The sequence below is a fragment of the Nocardioides sp. SYSU D00038 genome (assembly GCF_016924665.1).
GTDB lineage: Bacteria > Actinomycetota > Actinomycetes > Propionibacteriales > Nocardioidaceae > Nocardioides.
Window position 1 is genome coordinate 14,201 of the sequence record NZ_JAFFJT010000022.1, and the last position, 22,160, is coordinate 36,360.

The 22,160-nt window shown below is 69.8% G+C and carries 23 protein-coding genes and 4 tRNA genes; 9 read left to right on the plus strand and 18 right to left on the minus strand.

What is annotated here, in order from left to right:
* Positions 1-11 precede the first annotated feature (11 nt).
* The 11 genes from JT721_RS12485 to JT721_RS12535 form a co-directional block, all read right to left on the minus strand.
* Positions 12-596: an alternate-type signal peptide domain-containing protein gene (locus JT721_RS12485; RefSeq protein WP_205473472.1), complete on the minus strand. Its 585-nt coding sequence runs from the start codon at positions 594-596 to the stop codon at positions 12-14.
* Positions 597-806: 210 nt separating this feature from the next.
* Positions 807-1,709: a pyridoxal 5'-phosphate synthase lyase subunit PdxS gene (gene pdxS / locus JT721_RS12490; protein ID WP_205473473.1), complete on the minus strand. Its 903-nt coding sequence runs from the start codon at positions 1,707-1,709 to the stop codon at positions 807-809.
* 67 nt (positions 1,710-1,776) lie between these two features.
* The gene (gene pgsA / locus JT721_RS12495; protein WP_205473474.1) at positions 1,777-2,400 is read right to left on the minus strand and encodes a phosphatidylinositol phosphate synthase; all 624 of its coding nucleotides are present in this window, start codon (positions 2,398-2,400) and stop codon (positions 1,777-1,779) included.
* A gap of 137 nt (positions 2,401-2,537) precedes the next feature.
* Positions 2,538-3,098 carry an HIT domain-containing protein gene (locus JT721_RS12500; protein WP_205473475.1) on the minus strand — a complete coding sequence of 187 codons (561 nt, stop codon included), beginning with the start codon at positions 3,096-3,098 and terminating at the stop codon, positions 2,538-2,540.
* Positions 3,095-3,769, minus strand: coding sequence for a TetR/AcrR family transcriptional regulator (locus tag JT721_RS12505; RefSeq protein WP_307828028.1), 675 nt, complete (start codon positions 3,767-3,769; stop codon positions 3,095-3,097). The genes JT721_RS12500 and JT721_RS12505 overlap by 4 nt, the downstream gene beginning before the upstream one ends.
* Positions 3,770-3,811: 42 nt before the next feature.
* Entirely contained in the window at positions 3,812-5,503 is a 1,692-nt protein-coding gene (locus JT721_RS12510) for an FAD-dependent oxidoreductase (RefSeq protein ID WP_205473477.1), read from the minus strand.
* Positions 5,503-6,474, minus strand: a complete 972-nt coding sequence (locus JT721_RS12515) for a diiron oxygenase (RefSeq protein WP_205473478.1) — start codon at positions 6,472-6,474, stop codon at positions 5,503-5,505. The genes JT721_RS12510 and JT721_RS12515 overlap by 1 nt, the downstream gene beginning before the upstream one ends.
* Before the next feature lie 691 nt (positions 6,475-7,165).
* The gene (locus tag JT721_RS12520) at positions 7,166-8,134 is read right to left on the minus strand and encodes a hypothetical protein (protein WP_205473479.1); all 969 of its coding nucleotides are present in this window, start codon (positions 8,132-8,134) and stop codon (positions 7,166-7,168) included.
* A gap of 1 nt (position 8,135) precedes the next feature.
* Positions 8,136-10,118: a threonine--tRNA ligase gene (gene thrS / locus JT721_RS12525; RefSeq protein WP_205473480.1), complete on the minus strand. Its 1,983-nt coding sequence runs from the start codon at positions 10,116-10,118 to the stop codon at positions 8,136-8,138.
* 221 nt (positions 10,119-10,339) lie between these two features.
* Positions 10,340-10,411: transfer RNA gene (locus tag JT721_RS12530), tRNA-Val, on the minus strand.
* 59 nt (positions 10,412-10,470) lie between these two features.
* Complete coding sequence (locus JT721_RS12535) at positions 10,471-11,301, minus strand: aminotransferase class IV (protein ID WP_205473481.1); 831 nt, start codon at positions 11,299-11,301, stop codon at positions 10,471-10,473.
* A 116-nt stretch (positions 11,302-11,417) separates the two neighbouring features.
* Between JT721_RS12535 and JT721_RS12540 the strand changes: the two genes are divergently transcribed.
* The 3 genes from JT721_RS12540 (at position 11,418) to JT721_RS12550 (ending at position 11,693) form a co-directional block, all read left to right on the plus strand.
* Positions 11,418-11,490 (plus strand) — tRNA-Gly (locus JT721_RS12540).
* Between the two features lie 34 nt (positions 11,491-11,524).
* Positions 11,525-11,595: transfer RNA gene (locus JT721_RS12545), tRNA-Cys, on the plus strand.
* A 23-nt stretch (positions 11,596-11,618) separates the two neighbouring features.
* Positions 11,619-11,693: transfer RNA gene (locus JT721_RS12550), tRNA-Val, on the plus strand.
* Positions 11,694-11,802: 109 nt separating this feature from the next.
* On the opposite strand, the gene JT721_RS12555 is transcribed toward JT721_RS12550, so the two are convergent.
* Positions 11,803-12,213, minus strand: coding sequence for a DUF2750 domain-containing protein (locus JT721_RS12555; RefSeq protein ID WP_205473482.1), 411 nt, complete (start codon positions 12,211-12,213; stop codon positions 11,803-11,805).
* On the minus strand, positions 12,210-12,407 hold the full coding sequence (locus JT721_RS12560) for a helix-turn-helix domain-containing protein (RefSeq protein WP_205473483.1): 198 nt from the start codon (positions 12,405-12,407) through the stop codon (positions 12,210-12,212). The genes JT721_RS12555 and JT721_RS12560 overlap by 4 nt, the downstream gene beginning before the upstream one ends.
* 111 nt (positions 12,408-12,518) lie before the next feature.
* Here JT721_RS12560 and JT721_RS12565 point away from each other — a divergent pair, with 111 nt between their 5' ends.
* Complete coding sequence (locus JT721_RS12565) at positions 12,519-13,304, plus strand: hypothetical protein (RefSeq protein ID WP_205473484.1); 786 nt, start codon at positions 12,519-12,521, stop codon at positions 13,302-13,304.
* 169 nt (positions 13,305-13,473) lie between these two features.
* Here the strand turns inward: JT721_RS12565 and JT721_RS12570 are convergent, their stop codons facing one another.
* Positions 13,474-13,698 (minus strand): hypothetical protein, encoded by a 225-nt coding sequence (locus tag JT721_RS12570; RefSeq protein ID WP_205473485.1) that lies wholly within the window; start codon positions 13,696-13,698, stop codon positions 13,474-13,476.
* Between the two features lie 101 nt (positions 13,699-13,799).
* A complete protein-coding gene (locus JT721_RS12575) occupies positions 13,800-14,627 on the minus strand; it encodes a hypothetical protein (RefSeq protein ID WP_205473486.1) in 828 nt (275 codons plus the stop codon).
* 206 nt (positions 14,628-14,833) lie between these two features.
* On the opposite strand from JT721_RS12575, the gene mobF reads away from it, so the two are divergent.
* Entirely contained in the window at positions 14,834-17,401 is a 2,568-nt protein-coding gene (mobF, locus tag JT721_RS12580) for a MobF family relaxase (protein WP_205473487.1), read from the plus strand.
* Positions 17,388-18,413, plus strand: coding sequence for a helicase C-terminal domain-containing protein (locus JT721_RS12585; protein WP_205473488.1), 1,026 nt, complete (start codon positions 17,388-17,390; stop codon positions 18,411-18,413). Before mobF ends, JT721_RS12585 begins: the two co-directional genes overlap by 14 nt.
* Positions 18,414-18,484: 71 nt before the next feature.
* On the opposite strand, the gene JT721_RS12590 is transcribed toward JT721_RS12585, so the two are convergent.
* Positions 18,485-18,895, minus strand: a complete 411-nt coding sequence (locus JT721_RS12590; protein WP_205473489.1) for a DUF6188 family protein — start codon at positions 18,893-18,895, stop codon at positions 18,485-18,487.
* Positions 18,896-19,013: 118 nt separating this feature from the next.
* Between JT721_RS12590 and JT721_RS12595 the strand changes: the two genes are divergently transcribed.
* On the plus strand, positions 19,014-19,283 hold the full coding sequence (locus tag JT721_RS12595; protein WP_205473490.1) for a hypothetical protein: 270 nt from the start codon (positions 19,014-19,016) through the stop codon (positions 19,281-19,283).
* 40 nt (positions 19,284-19,323) lie between these two features.
* On the opposite strand, the gene JT721_RS12600 is transcribed toward JT721_RS12595, so the two are convergent.
* Positions 19,324-20,238, minus strand: a complete 915-nt coding sequence (locus tag JT721_RS12600) for a hypothetical protein (RefSeq protein WP_205473491.1) — start codon at positions 20,236-20,238, stop codon at positions 19,324-19,326.
* A gap of 183 nt (positions 20,239-20,421) precedes the next feature.
* Here JT721_RS12600 and JT721_RS12605 point away from each other — a divergent pair, with 183 nt between their 5' ends.
* Positions 20,422-20,991 carry a helix-turn-helix domain-containing protein gene (locus JT721_RS12605; protein WP_205473492.1) on the plus strand — a complete coding sequence of 190 codons (570 nt, stop codon included), beginning with the start codon at positions 20,422-20,424 and terminating at the stop codon, positions 20,989-20,991.
* A gap of 14 nt (positions 20,992-21,005) precedes the next feature.
* Entirely contained in the window at positions 21,006-21,725 is a 720-nt protein-coding gene (locus tag JT721_RS12610) for a hypothetical protein (protein ID WP_205473493.1), read from the plus strand.
* A gap of 34 nt (positions 21,726-21,759) precedes the next feature.
* Here the strand turns inward: JT721_RS12610 and JT721_RS12615 are convergent, their stop codons facing one another.
* Positions 21,760-22,107 carry a helix-turn-helix domain-containing protein gene (locus JT721_RS12615; protein WP_205473494.1) on the minus strand — a complete coding sequence of 116 codons (348 nt, stop codon included), beginning with the start codon at positions 22,105-22,107 and terminating at the stop codon, positions 21,760-21,762.
* Positions 22,108-22,160: the final 53 nt, after the last annotated feature.

Genomic DNA, 22,160 nt, shown 5'->3' on the forward strand with positions numbered 1-22,160 from the left:
CGAGCGGGACCTCAGGCGTTCGGGTTGAGCCCGGTCGTGGTCTGGGTCAGCGTCACCGTGAGGTCGTCCAGGGTCGCGGTGATGTTCTGCGTGTCGTTGACGTTGATCTCGTCGGCCGAACCCTCGGCGTTGCCGAACGGGAAGGTGACGGTGATCGACGCGGTCAGGGTGTCGCCGTTGTTGTCCTCGGTGATCACCGAGGCCCCGGTCAGGGGCGCGCCGTCGACGGCGTAGCTCGCGCCGACGGTCAGCTCGAGCGACTCGGCGGTGTTGCCGGTGACGTCCGCGACCTCGACCTCGTCGGGGACGGTCGGCGTGGCGGTGAGGTGGTCGCCCTCGGCCGCGATCGTGAACGTGCAGTCCTTGGTGATCGCGTCGCCCGGGACGATCTCGCCGACCTCCTCGCCAGCGTCCGTGCCGTTGGCGTAGGTCCACTCGGTGTCGCAGGTGCCGGCGGTCAGGCTCAGCAGGCCGGCGTCGACGGAGCCGCCGTTGACCGTGGCGTCGTCGCTCCAGAAGGCGAGGGTGCCGGCTCCGCCGAGCATCAGGACGGCGGCCGCGCCGGCGGCCAGGGCGCCCTTGGTGGTCTTGCGCATGGGTGTTTCTCCCGTTCGTGGTGAGGTAGATGTGTCCGCCCCATGGAACGACGGCACTCACTCCACAACACCCGATTGCAAAGAAACCAACCCCGGTCACGACAGTTATGACCGGCCGACGATCGGCGTAGTCCGAACGGGCTATCTGGACCAGTCCGTTCGGCTGAATCTCGGAGCCCTCTCAGGGCCCTCGACGTGCGAGCCGAGCGGCTACCAGCCGCGCTCGGCCAGCCGGTGCGGCTGGGGCAGCTCCTCGACGTTGATGCCGACCATCGCCTCGCCGAGGCCGCGCGAGACCTTGGCGACGACGTCGGGGTCGTCGTGGAAGGTGGTGGCCCGGACGATCGCCTCGGCGCGCTGGGCGGGGTTGCCGGACTTGAAGATGCCGGAGCCGACGAAGACGCCCTCGGCGCCGAGCTGCATCATCATGGCGGCGTCGGCGGGGGTCGCGATGCCGCCCGCGGTGAACAGCACGACGGGCAGCTTGCCGTCGGTCGCCACCTCGCGCACGAGCTCGTAGGGCGCCTGGAGCTCCTTCGCCGCGACGTAGAGCTCGTCCGCGGTGAGCGCCGCCAGCCGCCGGATCTCGCGGCGGATGGTGCGCATGTGGGTCACGGCGTTGGAGACGTCGCCGGTGCCGGCCTCGCCCTTGGAGCGGATCATCGCCGCGCCCTCGGTGATCCGGCGCAGCGCCTCGCCGAGGTTGGTGGCGCCGCAGACGAACGGCACGGTGAACGCCCACTTGTCGATGTGGTTGGCGTAGTCGGCCGGGGTCAGGACCTCGGACTCGTCGACGTAGTCGACGCCGAGCGACTGCAGCACCTGGGCCTCGGCGAAGTGCCCGATCCGGGCCTTGGCCATCACCGGGATCGAGACGGCCTCGATGATCCCGTCGATCATGTCGGGGTCGCTCATCCGGGAGACCCCGCCCTGGGCCCGGATGTCGGCGGGCACCCGCTCCAGCGCCATCACGGCCACCGCGCCGGCGTCCTCGGCGATCTTGGCCTGGTCGGGGGTGACGACGTCCATGATCACGCCGCCCTTGAGCATCTCGGCCATGCCGCGCTTGACGCGGGAGGTGCCGGTGACGGGGTTCTCCTGGGTGTCGGCCATGGCCGCATCGTACGACCGGGTGAACCCGTCGGGGTGACCGGCCGCCGTCGGCGAGACCCGGGCCGGGTCAGGCCGGCTCGGCCGCCTCCGCGACTGCCTGCCGGTGCACCTTGCGCACCCGGTGGACGACGGTGGCGGTGTTGGCGAGGGCCAGCGCCCAGAGGGTGACGTGCATGAGGATCGGCAGGTCGAAGATCGCGCCCAGCCCGGTCATCACCAGGATCGAGACCAGCCGGTCGGCGCGCTCGGCGATGCCGCCCCGCGCGTCCATGCCCAGCGACTCGGCGCGGGCCCGGGCGTAGGAGGTGACCGCGCCCATCACCAGGCAGTAGAGGGTGAGGCAGAGGTAGAGGTAGGAGTCGCCGGGGCCGGCGAAGTAGAGCGCGAGGCCGCCGAAGATCGCCCCGTCGCCGATCCGGTCGAGCGTGGAGTCCCAGAACGCCCCGAACTTCGAGGTGCGCCCCGAGAGCCGCGCCATCTGCCCGTCGACGAGGTCGCTGAAGACGAACGCGGTGATGAACAGGACGCCGACGAGCAGGTGGCCGCGCGGGAAGAACGCCAGCGCCCCGACGCACACCCCGACCGTGCCGACGAACGTCACGGTGTCGGGGCTGATGCCGAGCCTGAGGAACAGCTTGACGAACGGCGCGAGCACGACGTTCTGCCAGAAGCCCTTGAACCTGTCCAACATGGTGGCAGCAGGCTACCGGCCGGTGGGGGTGGACCCTCGGCTGGGACGGTAGTCCGTGACGTTCGGGCCCCGGGGGCGCGGTGGTCCGTGACGTTGGGGCCCTCTGGATCGCAGGATCGGGGCCGAAACGTCACGGACTACCGCGGCGCTCGGCCCGGCCAGGCCCCCGCGAGCAGGTCGCGGGTGTCGCCGAGCAGCTCGGGCAGGGTCTTGGTGCGCCCGATCACCGGCATGAAGTTCTGGTCGCCCGGCCAGCGGGGTACGACGTGCTGGTGCAGGTGGGCGGCGATACCGGCGCCCGCGACGTCGCCCTGGTTCATGCCGATGTTGAACCCCTGGGCGTTGGAGACCTGGCGCACCACCCGCATCGCCGTGCGGGTGAGGTCGGCGATCTCGGCCGCCTCCGCGTCGGTGGTCTCGGTGTAGTCGGCGATGTGGCGGTAGGGGCAGACCATCACGTGGCCGGGTGCGTAGGGGTAGAGGTTCATCACCACGAACGACAGGTCGCCGCGGTGGACCACCAGGCCGTCGGTGTCGGCGAGCCGCGGGATCCGGCAGAACGGGCACTCCCCCGACGACGCGTCGGCCGGCTTGTTCTCGCCGCGGATGTAGGCCAGCCGGTGCGGGGTCCAGAGCCGCTCGAGCGCGTCGGGCTCGCCGATCCCGTCCTGGTCGACGCGGGAGGGGTCGTGGGTCATGCGCCCGCCAGCGCCGAGGCGAGCAGGTCCTCGACCGGCTGCTCGCGGTCGAGCCGGAGCCCCAGGGTGCGGGCGTGGCCCTGGATGATGAACCACACCGAGTCGGTCACCAGCCCCACCAGCACCTCGGCCCGGGGCTCGCGCTCCGGCCGGGCCAGCCAGCGTCGTACGGCGCCGAACACGGCGCCGACCAGGCCGTGCACCAGCGGGTCGATCGCGGCGCGGTGGTCGCGGCCGAGCTCGAGGCCTAGCCCGTCGACGGCGGTGGTGATGATCTCGACGACCGTGTCGGAGATCCGCTCCAGCCCGAGCCGCAGCGGCCCGGTGCCGTCGGCGCCGTCGGCCTCGGCGAGCCGGTGCAGCGCGGGGTGGGCCACCGCCCACTCGACGTAGGTGCCGACGATCCTCTCGACGATGTCGGGCACGGTGCCGTCGAGGGTGACGTGGGGCAGCAGGGCGCCGGCGACCCCGTCGAGGACGTCCTGCTGGACGGCGCGGTCGAGGTCGGCGCGGTCGGTGAAGTGGCGGTAGACGACCGTGCGGCCGACGCCGGCGCGCTCGGCGATCTGCTGCACGTGGACCTCGGCGCCGGGCTCGTTCTCCTCGATCACCGCGATCGCGGCGTCGATGATCTGCTGACGGCGCTCCTGGTTGTGGCGGTCCCAGCGCACCTGACGTCCGTCAGGCCGCTGCTGGCCACCGGTCCCCATCGTTCAGCTCCGACTCCGGACCCTCCGGGCCCTGCTCGTCCGTGCGCTACGCCGCGAAGCGTACCCGCGCGCGGCCCGCGCCTCCTCGACCACCCGCAGCATCTCGGCGACGTCGACGATCTTGGTGCGCTGCCGCCCGGCGGCCGCGCCGCGGCGCCGCTCCTCGGCGTCGAGGGCCGCCCACCCGGCGGCGTCGACCACCCGGACGCCGCGCTCGCGCAGGGTCGCGTCGAGCTGGTCGCGGGTACGCAGCGGTCGCGGCGCGAGCCCGGCGTCGAGGTCGTCGAGCAGGGTCTGCACCGTCTCCTGGGCGCACGACTTGTTGGTGCCGATGAAGCCGGTCGGGCCGCGCTTGATCCAGCCGGCGACGTAGACCCCCGGCCGCACCCGGCCCCGCTCGGAGGGCACGGTGCCGGTGGCGGCGTCGTAGGGCAGGTCGGCGACGGGGCGCCCGTGGTAGCCCACAGAGCGCAGCACCAGTCCGGCCTCGAGCACCTCGGTCTCGCCGGTGGCGACCGCGCGCGGTACGCCGGCGGCGTCCTCCTCCAGCACCGTGCGGGCCACCTCGAGCCCCGTGACCCGTCCGGCGTCGCCCAGCACCCGCAGCGGCGCGGCCTGGAACCGCAGCCGGACCGTGCGCAGCTCGGGGTCCACCGGCCGGGTGGCCAGCTCGGCGAGCAGGCGGCTGCGGGGGTCGTCGCCGTCGAGGCCCGCTCCCCCGTCGTCGACGACGACGTTGACGCCCGGCACACCGAGCAGGCCCACCAGCTCGGGCACCGAGAACGCCGCCTGGGCCGGACCGCGGCGGCCGACGACCACGACCTCGCGCACCTGGCTGCGCGCCAGCTGGGCCCACGGCAGGCGGGCCAGGTCGGTGGGCTCGAGGGTGGCGGGGTCGACGGCCAGGATCCGGGCGACGTCGAGCGCGACGTTGCCGTTGCCGACCACCACGACCCGCTCGGTGTCGAGGTCGACGGCGAGGTCCTGCTTGTCGGGGTGGCCGTTGTACCAGCCGACGACGTCGGTGGCCGACAGGACGCCGGGCAGCTCCTCGCCGGGGATGCCGAGCACCCGGTCGTCGGCGGCGCCGACCGTGTAGACGACGGAGTCGTAGTGGGCGGCGAGCTCGTCGTGGGTGAGGTCGCGACCGACGTCGACGTGGAGCAGGTAGTCGAAGCCGGGCTGGCGCTCGATCGCGGCGAACAGGTCGGCGGCCCGCTTGGTCTCGGGGTGGTCGGGCGCGACCCCGGCCCGCACCAGGCCGTACGGCGTCGGCAGCCGGTCGAGCACGTCGACGCTCACCTCGGGGTGGCGCAGCAGCTCGTCGGCGACGTACATGCCCGCGGGCCCGGCACCCACCACCGCGACCCGCACCGGCCGCGGGTCGGCCAGCCGGCGCTGCGGGGGCACCACTGCGACCGGCGTCCGGTCGGCATGGGGGTGGCTCTCGAAGTAGGCGGCGTTGAGCGCGACGAACGGCTGCTGCTCGGGCACCAGGCTGGTGTGGGGCAGGATCGCGCCGACCGGGCAGGCGGTGACGCAGGCGCCGCAGTCGACGCAGGCAGCCGCGTCGACGTAGAGCATCTCGGCCTCGGCGAAGCCCGGCTCACCCGGCGCGGGGTGGATGCAGTTGACCGGGCAGGCGACGACGCAGGAGGCGTCGCTGCAGCACGACTGCGTGACGACGTGGGGCATCAGGCGGCCGCGGAGGCGACCTCGCTGCGGAAGCGCGAGGAGCGGCCGTCGATCTTCAGCAGCCGCCACAGCCGGCGGGAGACGGGGTTCATCATCCCGGTCTCCTCGGCGAGCATCCGCACGTCGGCGAACAGGTCACGCAGGAACTTGCGCGACTCCGGCGCCCGCCAGAACAGGTCGCGAGCCACCGCGCGGGGCAGCCCCATGTCGCGGCGGGCCTTGCGGCTCGGCACCAGGATCTCGTCGCACAGCCAGCGCATCACGACGGGCACGATGACCGACAGCACGGCCCGCTCGAGGCGGCTCAGCTTCGGCGCCTGGTGCTCGAGGTACTGGTGGGCGAAGCCGATGTGGCGGGCCTCCTCGGCCACGTGGATCTGCATGATCCGCTCCAGCAGCGGGTGCATCTCGTGGCCGGCGCGCAGCACCGCCTTCTGCACGTGGTCGATCGGCTCCTCGCCTGCGAGCACGCCGTAGAAGAAGCCGAACGGCACCCACTTCGCGAACAGCGGCAGGAACGGCGCGGCGTGCCGCAGGAACCAGCGCCCGCCCGAGACGTCCTGGCCGGAGCGGTTGACGAACTCCTGGAACATCTGGGTGTGGTGGCACTCCTCGGTCGCCTCGTGGGTGGCGTAGCGGAACTCCGGGGAGCCGTTGGGCACGTTGAAGGCAAAGTTCATCAGCCCGGCGATCAGGATCTGCTCGAACTGGAGCCCGACCTTGGTGACGTTGGCCTGCCGGTAGAGCCCGATGCGGACCTGCTCCTCCTTCGGCAGCCCCTGGTACCACGGGTGCCGGCCGACCACGTCCGCCTCCGGCAGGATCCAGCGCTCGTCGGTGGGGTCGACGGCGTACGCCGGGTCGTCCCACGCGATGTCGGCGAACGCGTCGAAGTGCTGGTGCACCGACGCCTCCGACAGGGTGCGCAGGCGCTCGGCGTAGGTCTGGATCGGCTCGGTGGTGGCGGTCACGGGTCACCTCGTCGTGAGCAGTCGGTCGCTGGCCCGACCGACGTTAGTGCGACACCGTGTCCCATGTAAAGGGTACGCGCGACATCGTGTCGCGCTTACTTGCCGGTAACCGCATCCGACAAGCCCACGCCGTCCCCACCGGAGGGCGTTCGTGGCACGGGGTCTCGACGACGCTCGCTGGCGCTAGCTGCTCGACCATCGCGCACCGGTGGTTGAGGAAGTTGCGCTAGCAACTGTCTCGAAACCCCCGACGGCCGAACGCCCTCCCGTCCCCACCGAAGGGCCTTTCGTTCACCGGGCAACGAGTGAGGGACTTCGTCCCTCCTCAACCAGCGGTCCGCCGCTGGTTGAGGTGCGAGCGAAGCGAGCCTCGAAACCCCCGCACCCGAACGGCGACCGTCCCCACCGGAGGGCGTTCGTCGTACGACGTCTCGAGGCTCGTCGCCAGGGCTCCTCGCACCTCGACCAGCGCACCACCCCACCGCTGGTCGAGGACGACGAAGCCCTGTCTCGAGACCCAGACGGCCGACCGCCCCCAGTGCCCTGCGCTGGTTGAGGTGCGAGCGAAGCGAGCCTCGAAACCCTCGCACTCGAACGGCGACCGTCCCCACCGGAGACCTCTCGTCTCACCGGGTCTCGAGGCTCGTCGCCGGGGCTCCTCGCACCTCGACCAGCGTCGGCGCCGGTGGGCTCAGAACTGGTGGAACAGCCCGCTCAGGTCGCCCGAGGTCCCGGGGCAGGTGGTGTTGAGGTCGCGGTCGTCCTCGACCCACTGGCCCAGCACCCCCGGCCCGCCCTGGATCGACCAGTCGTCGCCGCACCGCTCCAGCGCCTCGGCCAACCCGGTCGGCCCGGCGGCGCGCCACTCGGGCACCCCGAACGAGAGGTCGCCGACGATGCCGGCCCAGATCGCGGGGGTGGAGTAGACGCCCACCGAGTAACCGGCGTCGCGGTAGCCCTGGAACGCGCCCTGCACCACGGCGGCGTTCGCCTGCCGGTCGCCGGTCCAGTCGAAGCCCGGCACCGACTCGACGTCGAGCCAGACCATCGGCGTCAGCAGCCCGGCCCGCTCCATGTTCCTGACGTTGAACCTCGCCTGCTGGTAGCCCACGTTCTTCAGCGCCCCGAGCCGGTCGCCGCCGTCGAACGGCCCGGTGCCGCCGTGGCGGCGGAGCGTGGCGGCGTTGGGGTGGCTGAGCACCGAGTACGCCGAGACCATCAGCCCCCGCTGGCGCACCCACGCGACCTGGTCGGCCAGGCACGGGTTGGGGAAGAACGCCGGACCGTTGGTGAGGCCGATGATCACGTAGCGGGCCTCGGGCTTGGGCATCGGCAGCCCCATCGTCGGCCGCTCGGGGATCCCCATCCCCTCGGGGCACTGCGGCCAGCTGATGTCGCCGCCGAGCACCAGGTCGCCCGACTCCGCGGCCGCGCTCGCCGCGGCCTCGGCGGCGTCGGCGAGCGGGTCGCGCTCGGTGGGCACGTCGCTCGGCACGTCGGCGCGCGGGTCGGGCAGCTCGGGAGCGGCCGGCGGGGGCGTCGGGGTCGCCGCCGGCGGGCTGCTCGACGCGGGCGGGCCGGCGTCCGGCGTACCCCCTCCCCCGCACCCGGCCGCAGCCAGCACGGAGACGAGGGCGAGGCCGACCGCCGCCCGGCGCACGTCAGACCTGGACGCGGCTGTCGACGGCCTCGACCACGCGGGCGATCGCGTCGGCGACGGGGATGCCGTTGTCCTGGCGGCCGTCGCGGTAGCGGAACGACACCGCGCCCGCCTCGACGTCGTCGCCGCCGGCGATCATCATGAACGGCACCTTCTGCAGCTGGGCGTTGCGGATCTTCTTCTGCATCCGGTCGTCGGAGTCGTCGACCTCGACCCGCACCCCGGCCTTCCGCAGCTGCCGCGCGACGTCGTGGAGGTAGTCGGCGTGCGCCTCGGCCACCGGGATCGCCTGCACCTGCACCGGCGCCAGCCAGGGCGGGAACGCGCCCGCGTAGTGCTCGACCAGCACGCCGACGAACCGCTCGATGGAGCCGAACTTCGCGGAGTGGATCATCACCGGCTGCTGGCGGCTGCCGTCGGCGGCCTGGTACTGCAGGTCGAAGCCCTGCGGCTGGTTGAAGTCGTACTGGATCGTCGACATCTGCCAGGTGCGGCCGATCGCGTCGCGCGCCTGCACCGACACCTTGGGGCCGTAGAACGCCGCGCCTCCGGGGTCGGGCACCAGCTCGAGCCCGGACTCCTCGCACACCGAGCGCAGCACCTCGGTCGCGCTGTCCCACTGCTCCTGGGAGCCGACGAACTTGTCGGGCTTGGAGTCGTCGCGCGTCGAGAGCTCGAGGTAGAAGTCGTCGAGCCCGAAGTCGCGCAGCAGGCCGAGGACGAAGTCGAGCAGGTGCTTGATCTCGCCGGGCGCCTGCTCGGGGGTGACGTAGGAGTGGCTGTCGTCCTGGGCGAAGCCGCGCACCCGGGTGAGGCCGTGGATGACGCCGGACTTCTCGTAGCGGTAGACGTGCCCGAACTCGAAGAGCCGCAGCGGCAGCTCGCGGTAGGAGCGCCCGCGCGACCTGAAGATCAGGTTGTGCATCGGGCAGTTCATCGCCTTGAGGTAGTAGTTCGCGCCCTCGAACTCCATGGGCGGGAACATGCCGTCGGCGTAGTAGGGCAGGTGCCCCGACAGGTGGAAGGTCTGCTCCTTGGAGATGTGCGGCGTGCCGACGTACTCGAAGCCCTCCTCGATGTGCCGCTGGCGGACGTAGTCCTCCATCACCCGCTTGATCACGCCGCCCTTGGGGTGGAAGACGGGCAGGCCGGAGCCGATCTCGTCGGGGAAGCTGAACAGGTCGAGGTCGCGGCCGAGCTTGCGGTGGTCGCGCTTCTCGGCCTCCTCGATGCGGTGCAGGTGGGCCTCGAGGGCCTCCTTGCTCTCCCAGGCGGTGCCGTAGATGCGCTGGAGCTGCTTGTTCTTCTCGTCGCCGCGCCAGTACGCCGCCGCCGAGCGCATCAGCTTGAACGCCGGGATCCGCTTGGTGGTGGGCAGGTGGGGGCCGCGGCACAGGTCGCTCCAGGCGACGTCGCCGTTGCGGCGGACGTTGTCGTAGATGGTGAGCTCGCCGGCGCCGACCTCGACGCCCGCACCCTCGGCGGCGTCGGAGGCCCCGCCCTTGAGACCGATCAGCTCGACCTTGTAGGGCTCGTCCTTGAGCTCGACCAGCGCGTCCTCGTCGGAGGTCACCCGGCGCTCGAACCGCTGCCCCTCCTTGATGATCTTGCGCATCGCGGTCTCGATCTTGGCGAGGTCCTCGGGCACGAACGGGGTCTCGACGTCGAAGTCGTAGTAGAAGCCGTTCTCGATCGGCGGGCCGATCCCGAGCTTGGCGTCGGGGAACAGCTGCTGCACGGCCTGCGCCATCACGTGCGCGGTGGAGTGGCGCAGGATGTCGTGGCCGTCGGCGCTGCCGATCGCCACGCCCTCGACCTCGTCGCCCTCGGCCAGCTCGTAGGAGAGGTCCTTGAGCTCGCCGTTGACGCGCGCCGCGATGATGCTCGGCTCGTCGGCCCACAGCTCCCAGGCCTTGGTGCCCGTCGTGACCGCCTTGTCCTTACGCTCTCCGGCGTGGACGAGGGCGACCTTGATGTCGGGCACGACTGCTCCTGGGGGTTGGCGGCGCCGCCTCTCGGCGCACCCGTCGATCGTATCGACCGCCGCACCCGCTTTTCCCCGCGGTGCTCCCGCGCTGGTCGAGAGGACCCCCGCTGGTCGAGGAAGGACGAAGTCCTGTCTCGAGACCCCCGCACCCGACCGCCCACCCCACGCCGGTGAACGCCACGAGGCCGGCCCCGACGGGACCGGCCTCGTGACCTGGGTGGGCGATACTGGGTTCGAACCAGTGACCTCTTCGGTGTGAACGAAGCGCGCTACCACTGCGCCAATCGCCCGTTGCTGCGGTCGCAGACTCTAACGCACGACGAGCCCGGACTCACATTCGAGGGTGCCCTCAGGTGCCGGGCTCCTCGAGCAGCTCGCGCTCCCGCTTGCGCCAGGTCTCCTGCGCGGCCTGGGTGACCGGGCCCGGCGCGGGCAGCTCGACGTCGTCCCAGTGCGACACCGCCTGCACGTCGCGGGTGGTCGACACGAGGAACACCTCGCTCGCCTCCCGCACGACCTCCAGCGGCTCGTCGACCTCCCGCCCGCCGTACCACTCCAGCACCAGCGCGCGGGTCACCCCCGCCAGGCAGCCGCTGCCCAGCGTCGGCGTGCGGAGCTCGTCGTCGACGACGTAGAAGACGTTGGTGCCGGTGCCCTCGCAGAGGTTGCCGGCGGTGTTGGCGAAGACCGCCTCGCTCGCGCCGGCCCGCTGGGCGTGGGCGAGCGCGACGACGTTCTCGGCGTACGACGTGGTCTTGAGTCCCGCCAGCGCGCCCTTCTCGTTGCGCCGCCACGGCACCGTCGCCACCCGCGTCGTGCGCGGCCACGGGCTCATCGCGTCGCACGCGACCACCAGGGTCGGCTCCGAGTCGCCGCGGCTCGACCCCATCGGCGCCGGGCCACCGGTGTAGGTGATCCGCAGCCGCGCCAGCGGCCGCGCCTGCCCCTCGAGCACCGCCTCGACCCCGGCCCGCACCGCCTTGCCGTCGATCCGCGGCAGACCGAGCCCGTCGGCGGACTTCGCGAGCCGCTCGATGTGACGGGTGAGGGCGAAGGGACGACCGTCGACCACCTTGACGGCCTCGAACACCCCGTCCCCCACGGTCAACCCGTGGTCGTCGACGCGCACCGCCGGGGCCCTCGGGTCGCTCAGCACCTGGCCGTTGATCCACACACGCACGCGGCCACTCTAGGAGCCGTTCCCCGGCCCGCCACGCTGCGGCTACCCCGATTTTGCGGCCCCGAGGGCATCGGCTACTGTTCTGACGCACGCCGGGCCCCAAGCCCGGAGCGCAAGCGGACGTAGCTCAGTTGGTAGAGCGCAACCTTGCCAAGGTTGAGGTCGCGAGTTCGAGCCTCGTCGTCCGCTCGGAGAGGTCGCATTTGCATGGCCAGGCCTCCACGGTGGGTTGGCCGAGAGGCGAGGCAACGGACTGCAAATCCGTGTACACGGGTTCAAATCCCGTACCCACCTCGGACCACCACAACTCAAGACCCGGGCGATTGGCGCAGTGGTAGCGCGCTTCCTTGACACGGAAGAGGTCACTGGTTCAAACCCAGTATCGCCCACCACGTTTCCGCAGGTCAGAGCAGGGTTTTCGGATCCGGACCTGAAATCGGGAACATACGGGGAACAAGGAGCGGCCAGGTTTGGCCGCTCCTGTCCTTGTTTTCGGGGCCGTCAATCCTCATCGCGCGCCGCGCCCAAACCACGCCGTGCCTCGAGGTTGCGAAGTAGGTCGGACGGTGAGAGGTCGTATCCGACTGCCCCTTCGCCACTCCAGTTCAGTCCGATCAGCAGTCCGTCGCGCTCGAGGCCAGGCACCCACTTCTCCAGCCAGTCCGACAAGGTGAACTCGACGACGGTCATCCCGCTGTATGCCTCGACGTTGTCGATGATCCGTTGCGCGCGCGAGCGCTTCGACCAGAACGGCATGGCGCGCACGCCGCTGGACGTCATCGGGGCCGGGAATCTTCCATCGTCACGGACTCCATAGACAAGCTCGCTGGCTATCAGTTCGCGGTAGAAGGCATCGGCCTGGGCTGCTGCAACACTCACGTCCATGATCTTGGCATTGACGCCGCACGTCACCGCCAGTTGCCAACCGGCTTCGCGTCGATGAATCGCTCGATCGAGTCGGCCTTGATCCGGAGTGTCTTGCGGCCGAGGCGTACGGCTTCGAGCTGCCCGTCGGCGATGTAGCGGCGGACGGTGCGGGTCGACACGGCGAGCGCGTCTGCGGCGTCGGCGAGGGTAACGAGGCGTCGGGTGAGGGTTGCAGGCATGGCGGGCTCCGAGGGTCGAGCGGGCGCGAGTTCGTCCGCTCCTGTCCCTCAAGGCCGTGGATCGCCGGCGAGTGGCCACTAGCGACATGCGGGAGATGTCAGGATCGGCGCATGGGATCTTGGGGGCCAGCGATCTTCTCCGATGACACGGCGTCGGACATCCGTGGCGAGTACCGCGAGTTGCTCGAAGACCAAGTGCCAGACGACGAAGCAACCACCCGCATCATCGAGGCCTTCCGGGATCTCGCTGCAGACGAAGAGCACGTCCTTTGGCTCGCCCTCGCAGCTGCCCAGTCACAGTGGGGACGGTTGGACGAACGCGTCAGGTCCGAGGCCCTCGCCGTTATCGACTCCGGCCGCGGCCTGGAACTCTGGGAAGAGGCCGGCCCGAAGGAGCTTGCACGGCGCAAGGCGGTGCTGGCCAAGTTGCGGGAACAGATCACTGGTCCACAGCCGTCGCGCAAGACCCTCCGACGGCCCTGGAGGCACGTCACTGACCTCAATCCGGGTGACGTCTTGGCATGCCAGACAGAGAGCGGCGCCCTGGCACTGTTCCGAGTGGCCAGGATCGATGACGACCGGGTCGGAGCTGCTCCGATCGTCGAGTGGCTCGACTGGGACCGTTCATCACTTCCGTCCGAGCGCAAGCTCCGTCGTCTGAAGGTTCGTGTCGGCGCGGCCGGCGCACTCGACCGCCCGCCTCGCTCGCGCACGTTCCGAGTCGCACGCCATCGCAGGAAGGATGAGGACTGGGCGGATGCCGGATTTGAGCTGGTGAGCAACGCCGGGACACGGAAGGGTGACGACCAGGTTCAAGCGTGGACTTACCTCCAGTGGCGCGCACTCCGCTCCGAGGTCGATCGAGAACTCAGCACGCAATCGACGCCGAACGTCTGAGATACTTCGCCGTCTCGCTCGGGCCAAGGGATGCCCACGGGGCGGATGATGTAGGGCGATGTCTGCCGCCTCAGCTTCTGGATCCGCGAGGCGGACCTGCGAGATCGCAACCGGAACGCGGCGTGGCTCCTTCTGCAGTGCGGGTAGCCCCAATTGCTCAGCCGAGACGTCAGCGCTCGGCGTATCCGAACTCCTCACGAATGCGCTCGATCCCTGTCGCGAGGGTGCGCGCCATCGCCTCATCGATGGGGCCGAGCACTTCGATGACACGTTCTGCCGTCACCGGCACGCGCCACTTCAGCAGCTCTGAGATGTACGCCTCGTATTCGTCGTCCGGCGCGCCGTAGTCACGGATGTGACCCCACGGATCGACGTCGGCGAAGAGTCGCGTCATCGCCCATCGGTAGTCCCCATAGTCCTTCCGTAGTGCCACAGCGGGAGTATCTCTCAGACCACGAGCCCGAACCCCTGTATCAACGAGCCCGAACGCCTGTATCAAGCAGCACCTTCACGAGTCGCCATTGGCCGGGAGCGCAACTCAGGAACCCGGGCGACCTGCTCGGGGAACGCGAGCCCGTCGCGCACGGACAGGAGTGTCAGGAGCCTGATGGGCCTGCCACCGTTGGCGGCCGCCTCCATCTTGTGATGGCCGTCGATGAGGAAGTGGGTGAGAGCCCAGTGAGCGTGGTAGTCGGGTCCGAGATCGCTCGCTGGCTGACACACGTCGAGGATTGAGACCGCGACCGCTGTCGCCTGGCTGCCAGCATCCAGCAGATGCTCGAACTCTCGCACGCGGCTGCGCTCGTTCCAGGACGGCGGCACCATCGGCACGACGAACTCGTACATGTGGGCATCGGCGTCGACACGGGTCTCGAACGTTCGGTAGTACGGCGTCTGCGGGTAGACGGGCAGCCCCCAGAAACTCTCTAGTCCCCATGTGTCGACCTGCTCGTGGGCGAAGTAGTCCTCGGGCTGGGCAGGCGAGACGAGGCGTGGCGCCACCTCCAACAAGATTGGTAGGTAGTCGCCGAGCGGCAGCGCCGAACCGAACTGCTGGACTACATCGTCGTCCAGGTCATCGAGGCCTTGCGTGAGTCGCTCCTGCAGGGCCTCGAGCGAACCGCCCTCGTTGGCTCCCTCCAGGCGCCGGAACACGAACTGGCAAGTGCCGCACCAGAAGCTGAGCTCGAAGGCGGGCTTGTCGGCTGCGAACAACAGACGCCTCCCCGCCCATGCCCCAGGCGCCTTGGCCTCCTCGCCGAAGCGCAACCATGTGTCGCCGTCGCTCCCGAGTGACCGAGCCTGACCTGCCTCGATGATCATGACCGGACCCTATTTGGTCCTGCCCACCCCTCGCCTCCCACTTCCTGCCCGTCCCCATCGCTTCTGCCCCCACATCGCCCTTATTGCCTCATCCGCCCCTACCCTCGGCCCCCTGCCTTCCTCCTGCCTTCTTCACCACACACCTCTTCCATTCAGGTATGCCCCTGGCCACTCGCGGCTGGCTCGCGGCCTTGAGGGGCGTGACGATGACGCTGCAGAAGCTGTCCGCCGGTTCGGGGTACGAGTACCTCACCCGGCAGGTCGCCGCGCTCGACTCCACGGAGAAGCGCCTCCCGCTGGCCGACTACTACTCGGCGAAGGGCGAGGCGCCTGGTCGATGGATCGGCTCGGGCCTCGACGGCGTTGATGCTCTGGCGATCGGGGACATCGTCACGGCCGAGCAGATGAAGAACCTGTTCGGCAGCGGTTGCGACCCGATCACCGGGCGTCCACTTGGCGCGGGGTACAAGGTCTACGCCAATGAGACGGTCGATGCCTTCAACGCCCGGGTCGACGAACTGCTCGTCCACTCGCCCACGCCAACGCCGGCCGAGCGGGCGACGGCTCGATCGACCGCAGCGCGTGAGTTCTTCGTCGCGGAGAACGGACGAGAACCTGCGTTCGCCCGCGAGCTGTCCGCCGCGCTCGCGAGGTACTCGCGGCCGCGGCAGACGGCCGTTGCCGGGTTCGACCTGACGTTCAGTCCGGCGAAGTCCGTCTCCGCGCTCTGGGCGGTCGCGCCGCCGGAGATCGCGGCGAAGATCGAGCAGGCCCACCAGGCGGCAGTCGCCGACGCTCTCGCCTTCATCGAACAGCACGCCCTGTTCAGTCGCGAGGGCAAGGACGGCGCCCGCCAGGTCGAGACCCGCGGACTCATCGCCGCCGCCTTCACCCACCGCGACTCCCGCGCCGGCGACCCCGACCTGCATACACACGTGGCGGTCGCGAACAAGGTGCAGACCAAGCAAGGCAAGTGGCTGTCGATCTACGGGCGCGTGTTGCACCAGCACGTGGTCGCCGCGTCGGAGACCTACAACACCGCCCTGGAGCGACACCTCGTCGAGGAACTCGGCGTGCAGTTCGCCGAGCGGCCGGGTGTCGATCGAGAGAAGCGGCCGATCCGCGAGATCGTCGGCGTCGAGCGCGAACTCTGCGAGGCGTGGTCCCGTCGACGAGCCGACATCGTGGCCCGCCAGCGTGAGCTCACCCGTGACTTCCGCGACGCGCACGGCCGTACGCCGGCGCCAGTCGAGGCCGTTGCACTGGCCCAGCAGGCGAACCTGGAGACGCGCGAGGCCAAGCACGAGCCGCGATCACTCGACGAGCAGCGAACGACCTGGCGAAGTCAGGCCGTCGACGTACTCGGTTCTCCGGACGCCGTCGATCGGATGGCGCAGGCCGCGCTCCACCCGACCGACGTGCGGACGGAGGCGACCGTGTCGACCTGGTGGGTCCGGGAGACGGCCGAGCGCGTGCTCGGCGAACTCGAGGCGCACCGGGCGACCTGGCAGTCCTGGCACGTGCACGCAGAGGCTCATCGCCAGATCCGCGGCGCTGGGCTCCCAGCCGAGCTGGTCCCCGAGGCCGTCAGCTGGGTCGTCAACGAGGTCACGGAGTTGTCGGTCAACCTCACGCCGGACCGCGACCCGATCAGCGAACCACCCGGCCTGTGCCGCTCGGACGGCACGAGCGTCTACCGCCACACCGGCCGGGACCACTTCACCACCGCGCGCGTGCTCGACGCCGAGGCCCGCATCGTCGCCGCAGCCGCGAGCACCGACGCAGTGGCATGGTCCACCGACGACGTCGAGCTGGCGATCCTCGCCGCTCGCCTCGACGGCACCGAGCTCAACGCCGGCCAGGAGCAGCTGGTCCGTGCGATGGTCACCAGCGGCCGACGCGTACAGCTCGCGCTCGCGCCAGCGGGAGCCGGCAAGACGACCGCGATGCGGGTACTCGCCGGCGTGTGGACGGAGGCAGGCGCCGACGTGCTCGGGCTCGCCCCATCTGCGGCCGCCGCGGCGGCCCTCCGCGACGCCACCGGCATGCCGTGCGAGACCCTCGCCAAGCTCGTCCACGACCTCGACACGCAGCCCGACTCGCCGCTCGCGTCTGTGGTTGGGCCGGGCACCTTGCTCGTCATCGACGAGGCGGGAATGGCGGACACCCCCAGCCTCGACCGGGTCATCAGCTTCGCCACCGAGCGCGGCGCGGTCGTCCGGCTGATCGGCGACAACCAGCAGCTCGCCGCGATCGGCGCCGGCGGAGTTCTCCGCGACATCGCCCGTACCCACGGCGCCGTACGCCTCGATGAGGTTGTGAGGTTCGACGACCCGATCGAGTCGGAGGCATCGCTGGCACTGCGGGACGGCGACCGCAAGTCGCTTGGCTACTACCTGGACCACGAGCGCATCCACGTCGGCGACCAGGAGACCGTCCTCAACGCGGTCTTCGACGCCTGGCAGCGCGAACAGGGCGCGGGCCGCGATTGCCTGATGCTGGCTCCGACCCAGGAGTTCGTGCGTGAGCTCAACGACCGCGCACGAGCCGCACGACTGGGCGACGCCGCTCCCGACGTCCAGGTGCAGTTGCGCGATGGCACCTACGCGTCGGTCGGCGACGTCGTACTCACCCGACGCAACGACCGCCGGCTCGTGGTGAGCAGCACGGACTGGGTCAAGAACGGTGACCGCTGGACCCGTCACCGACATCAGGAACGGCCGCCTCACCGTGCGCCACCGAGACTCCGGCCTGACGACAGTGCTGCCTGCTGAGTACGTCGCGACCCACGTCGAGCTCGGCTACGCCTCCACCGTCCACACCGCCCAGGGCCTGACCGCCGACGTCATGCACGGCGTCGTCACCGGCGAGGAGACCCGACAGCTGCTCTACACGATGCTGACCCGCGGCCGCGCCGAGAACCACCTCCACGTCATCACGGACAACCTGAGCGACGGCCGCGAGTTCGAACTGCCCGGCATCACCGAGCAACTCACCGCAGCCGAGATCCTCGCGCGCGTGCTCGCCCGCGACGGCGCATCGGTTTCGGCGACGTCGACTCGGCAGCAGGCCGCGACGCCAGAGGCGCGTCTCCAAGACGCAGCGACGCGGTACGCCGATGTCCTGGCGTACGCCACCCACGTGGTCCTCGGGGCTGACGACGACCAGGCCGTCCAGTCCGGCCCGCTCCCGTGGCTCTCGGGCATTCCAACTGAGGTGGCCGAGCATCCGCGATGGGGTCCGTATCTGTCCGCGCGTGCCCGGCTGGTCGAAGACCTCGCTGGCGCAGTCCGGGAACGAGCGGACGAGACGCTGCCCGCCTGGCTCGACGACTACGACGACGTCCTCTCCATGGAACTCCGCTCGGACCTCGCCGTCTGGAGGGCCGCGCAGGGCATCACGCCCGACGAACGCAGCATCGCGGGGCAAGTGCCCACGGACGATCGAGCAGCGTGGCATCACCGCAACCTGATCCGCACCATTAACAGCAGGTACGACGAAGCCGTTCACTCGTGGGAGCGCCGGATCGTCGCCTACGTCGGCCTGGCCGATGAGCACACGCTCGACCTCGCCCGCGAGCTGGACCGGCTCAAGCGCCAGGGCCGCGATCCCGAGCAACTGTTGGCGAGAGCGGCTCGTCGGCCGTTCCCGTCCGAGCTCCCGACGGCGGCGCTGCGCTACCGGATCCGCAAGATGGTGGCGCCGCCGCGCCGTCGCCCTGACCCCGTCGGCCTGGAGCAAAGTCGACCGGCACCGTCGAGCACAGCACCCGGCATCGGCATGTGAGTCACGGGAGCACCGCGAACGTGCTCAGGGTGCCTGTCCGCCTCATCGCACTTGGTGGGCCGGTGACTTGGCTAGTCCGGGCCGGGGACCTTGGCGACGCCGCCGCCCGGCAACGAGATGAGCATCGAGCCGTCGACATCCGAGAGCTGCCACGCCTCGTAGTGATCGTCCGCGGGAACGCGTACGCAAGTGCCGGAGCTCAGGACGAGGCGGAGGGCCCCGGTCTTGAACACCACTGCGGATAGCACCCTCTGGCCCACGAGATGCGCGAGCGTATCTTCCTCTCCTTCTTGGGCGTCCCAGACGTCCGTCCTCGGTTCAGTTGTGTCGAGGGTTCCGAGAGTCGCAGCTCCCTCGATGGTCAGCGTCCTGCCGTCAGCGAGGACGATCAGGATTCGGAACTCTTCCCGATCGACGGACTCGACGATGACGTCGCGTAGACCGAGAATCCATCGATCGTCGAGTTCGGTGTCGGCCGTCATGACCGGAGTGTCGCATTAGGAAGACCGTCGCCTTCGTGCGTCAGGCGATCAGAGCCTGGTTCGTGCCCGCGGCAAGAACGGGCGGGCTGCCGGGCGCCGATATTCCTAGACTCGCATCATGAAGCGGTCGAGCGCTCTCCGCGCGTTCCTCATCACCGACTTCGAGGCGACAGGATGCCGGATGCCCTTCGCGTGCGCCGTCTCGGCCTACGACGTCGACGATGCCCTCGAGTTCGTTCGTGAGGTGTATGCGCCAGATGGCGCTCTTCCGCGCCCGGGAAGCGTCGAGGAACTGTCACCCGAGGCGATCCAACAGCGCATTGGCAACTTTGACTTCGGCGTTCCTGTCGTTCGCGGCATCTGGTATCCGCACCTGAGCAATCCCTAGGTCCGGCGAGGTCCGGAAGGCCCGGGCGCGACATTCTGGATCACGCGGACTCGTCGAGCTCGCGGTGTATCTCGTCGACGTACTCCTCGATGTGCTGCCACAGGTAATCCTCGAGGACGTCATCGAGGGTCATCGGCGGGACTTCGTGCGCCGCGACGAAGGCGCGAAGCTCCTCGACGAGTCGCTCGTCCTCGGCGTACCGGCGGAGCCGGTCCAAAAGCATCGACGCACGTCGCCGGATCGATCGCACCGACTGGGGCCGATAGCGGGCGACGTGCTCGACTACAGCGGGCGAAGTAAGCCCGGCGCGTCCTCGTCGCCCCGGAGCGGATCTCTCGTCCGCCGCAGTCGCAAGCGCCTCCAGGAGCGACGCATCAGGCAGGCTGACCAAGCCGCTCAAGAGCGCAGACTGCACGAGGAGGCTCGTTTCGAAGATCGCATCGGCGTGAACTTCGGGAACACCCGCGAGGAGGTCGAGGTCCTCGGGGTTGTCGCGCAGAGTGGTGTTCGCCCAAGTGCGATCGTGCCGCCGAGCCGCCTCGGCGTGGCCCAGTTCGGCGAGCAGGGAGCGGCGCACGGCGCGGAGGATGGTCGCAGCCACGCAACGGTCCACCGGTCGCGTTCGGATGTGCAGCCACAGCTCGCCAGCTGTCAGCGCGTCGATGTCCGGCGATAGGTCACGCAGCTTGTCGGCCAGCCGGGTCGCGCCTGGCAGCAGGAGCCAGGCCAGAACCGTCGCGGCCTCGGCGTCGTCCTGCGCCAGCCTGTGCAGACGGGCCTGCAGGGCGTCCTTGGCCGCGGTTGTGGCCCGGCGCGTCCAGCCGGGAAGGTCGAGCAGTTCGTCAACGACCGCCAGTTCTGGATCCTGATGGCACCAGCGCTGCCACGCCACTGCTGCAGCCACCATCGCGGGGCCGTCGACCTCGTCGAGGCCGAGGCACTTCGCCACGCTCATCGTCGCTCCTCCTGTCTCAGGGCAGACCCCTGTCCAGAGGTAGGTGTGTAGGCCTGTCCCGATTTGGCCGCGACACGCCGCCCCCGAACGACCGGCTACTTCGGCCGTTGTCCGCATTCGGGCAGGTCAGACAGGGAAACTCGGTTCGATCCGTGATCAGATCCGGTCGGATATGCTCGAAGTGTGTCCGGGCACGCCCTGCTCGTGTACGCCCGCCGTGCGGCCGGGCTGACCCAGGACGCCCTTGCGCGGCTCGCCGGTACGTCGCAGCCAACGCTCTCGGCGTACGAACGTGGCACCAAGTCGCCCTCGCTGGCGGTCGCCGAGCGGATCATCGAGGCCGCTCACCACCGGCTCGAGGTCAGGCCCGCCGTCGAGTTCGTGGAGGTGCCCGGGCAGTACGGGCTGCATCCGTTCTGGCTCGCCCACCAGCTGTGGCAGCTGGACCCCCAGCGAGCGTTCGCCTCTGTCCTGCTCCCTGGGCCGCGCCACCCCTGGCCCGCACCGCGCCAGCAATATCATCTCGCCGACCGCGCCGAACGGGCGCGCGCCTATGAGCTCATCCTCCGCGAGGGCGGACCGACGGACATGCTCGACTTCATCGACGGCGCGCTGCTGGTCGACATCTGGGAGGACCTTGAGCTGCCCGACCCGATCCGCCGAGCTTGGCAGCCGCTCATCCGCAAGACCCTTCCCGAGCAACGCGCCGCCACCCTTGCGTCGGGCGAGTGGCAATACCAACCGCGCGCGTAGGGCATCCTTCTGCCGTGATCACACCGCGCGCCCTGCTGCCGCTCCTCATCTGCGCGCTCATGGTGGTTTCGGCATGCTCCGCCGTAACCACCGATAACGGGGCCGAGCCGCATACGCCAGAGGGGTCTGAGTTCACGACTACGTTCACGCGCATCGCGGAAAGCGGCTACATCGACATGGGCCTCGACTTCGAGAACCCGACGAGCGCCGCGGTGACTGTCGATGGTCGACTTGTCGCGCGCGATGCCAACGGTGCTGTCCTTCCCGATGTTCGGGTCACGACCGCGTTTGGGACCGAGTCCGGGCGCGCCGTCGTTTTGCCCGGTGCGAACGTTGACTTAGTGCAACTCGAAGGTCGCGGTGAGCAGCAGGTCCGCGAGATCACGCTGGAGACCGCCGACGTGACTGTTCTCGACGTCTCGCCTGAGACGCAGTACGTCGAACTGAAGTCGCTCGATGGGGACGGACGCGAGCTCGATTACGACATCGATGCTCAGAAGGTCAGTTTCGAGAACCCGAATCCGTTCCCCGTCCGGATCCGGGTGGTTCTGATGATCTTGGCCGCCCCCAGACAGGGTGTCCCGCAGGAGGCAGCCCTCGTTCAGGATGTGACCACCGTGGAGGCAAAGGGGTCGGGGTCCACGGTCGTGGCGCTGGACGCGGGAACCCGGCGCCTACTGCGCCAACATGGATCTACAAGCTTCGTGACCTTGCGTCCCGTGCTCGCGCCGTAGCAATCGCCAGCGCGCCCCTGGCATTCGCGTCGAACTATGCGCCGACGCTCAGCGCGAACACCTCGTGCTCGGTCCCCGAGTCCGCGGCGTTGTCGTCGGCAGGAGGCAGTACGAACTGGATCTGAGCGCCGAGCGCGTCGGCGAGCTTGATGAGCGTCGGGACGGTCGGCGCGATCATGCCGCGTTCGATCCGGCTGATGTCAGCCTGCGCGACGCCGCTGAGGTCGGCGAGATCCGACTGGCGGAGGTTGCGAGCCTTGCGAGCGGAGTAGATGACGCGGCCGAAGGCGTAGGCAGCACGGAAGACGCGCTCGGCCTCGCGCCCCTCGGCGCTCTGGTCGGCACGGCGCTCGCGTGCGTACTCGGAGAACTTCTTGGCCATGGTCACTCCTCTCGTCGACCATTGTATGGGTGATAACCCATACGAACAATGTT

Coding starts and splice junctions, on each gene's coding strand:
- JT721_RS12485 (WP_205473472.1), bottom strand. CDS start 596: ATGCGCAAGACCACCAAGGGCGCCCTGGCCGCCGGCGCGGCCGCCGTC.
- pdxS (WP_205473473.1), bottom strand. CDS start 1,709: ATGGCCGACACCCAGGAGAACCCCGTCACCGGCACCTCCCGCGTCAAG.
- pgsA (WP_205473474.1), bottom strand. CDS start 2,400: ATGTTGGACAGGTTCAAGGGCTTCTGGCAGAACGTCGTGCTCGCGCCG.
- JT721_RS12500 (WP_205473475.1), bottom strand. CDS start 3,098: ATGACCCACGACCCCTCCCGCGTCGACCAGGACGGGATCGGCGAGCCC.
- JT721_RS12510 (WP_205473477.1), bottom strand. CDS start 5,503: ATGCCCCACGTCGTCACGCAGTCGTGCTGCAGCGACGCCTCCTGCGTC.
- JT721_RS12560 (WP_205473483.1), bottom strand. CDS start 12,407: ATGCCTGCAACCCTCACCCGACGCCTCGTTACCCTCGCCGACGCCGCA.
- JT721_RS12565 (WP_205473484.1), top strand. CDS start 12,519: ATGGGATCTTGGGGGCCAGCGATCTTCTCCGATGACACGGCGTCGGAC.
- JT721_RS12570 (WP_205473485.1), bottom strand. CDS start 13,698: ATGACGCGACTCTTCGCCGACGTCGATCCGTGGGGTCACATCCGTGAC.
- JT721_RS12575 (WP_205473486.1), bottom strand. CDS start 14,627: ATGATCATCGAGGCAGGTCAGGCTCGGTCACTCGGGAGCGACGGCGAC.
- mobF (WP_205473487.1), top strand. CDS start 14,834: ATGACGCTGCAGAAGCTGTCCGCCGGTTCGGGGTACGAGTACCTCACC.
- JT721_RS12590 (WP_205473489.1), bottom strand. CDS start 18,895: ATGACGGCCGACACCGAACTCGACGATCGATGGATTCTCGGTCTACGC.
- JT721_RS12595 (WP_205473490.1), top strand. CDS start 19,014: ATGAAGCGGTCGAGCGCTCTCCGCGCGTTCCTCATCACCGACTTCGAG.
- JT721_RS12600 (WP_205473491.1), bottom strand. CDS start 20,238: ATGAGCGTGGCGAAGTGCCTCGGCCTCGACGAGGTCGACGGCCCCGCG.
- JT721_RS12615 (WP_205473494.1), bottom strand. CDS start 22,107: ATGGCCAAGAAGTTCTCCGAGTACGCACGCGAGCGCCGTGCCGACCAG.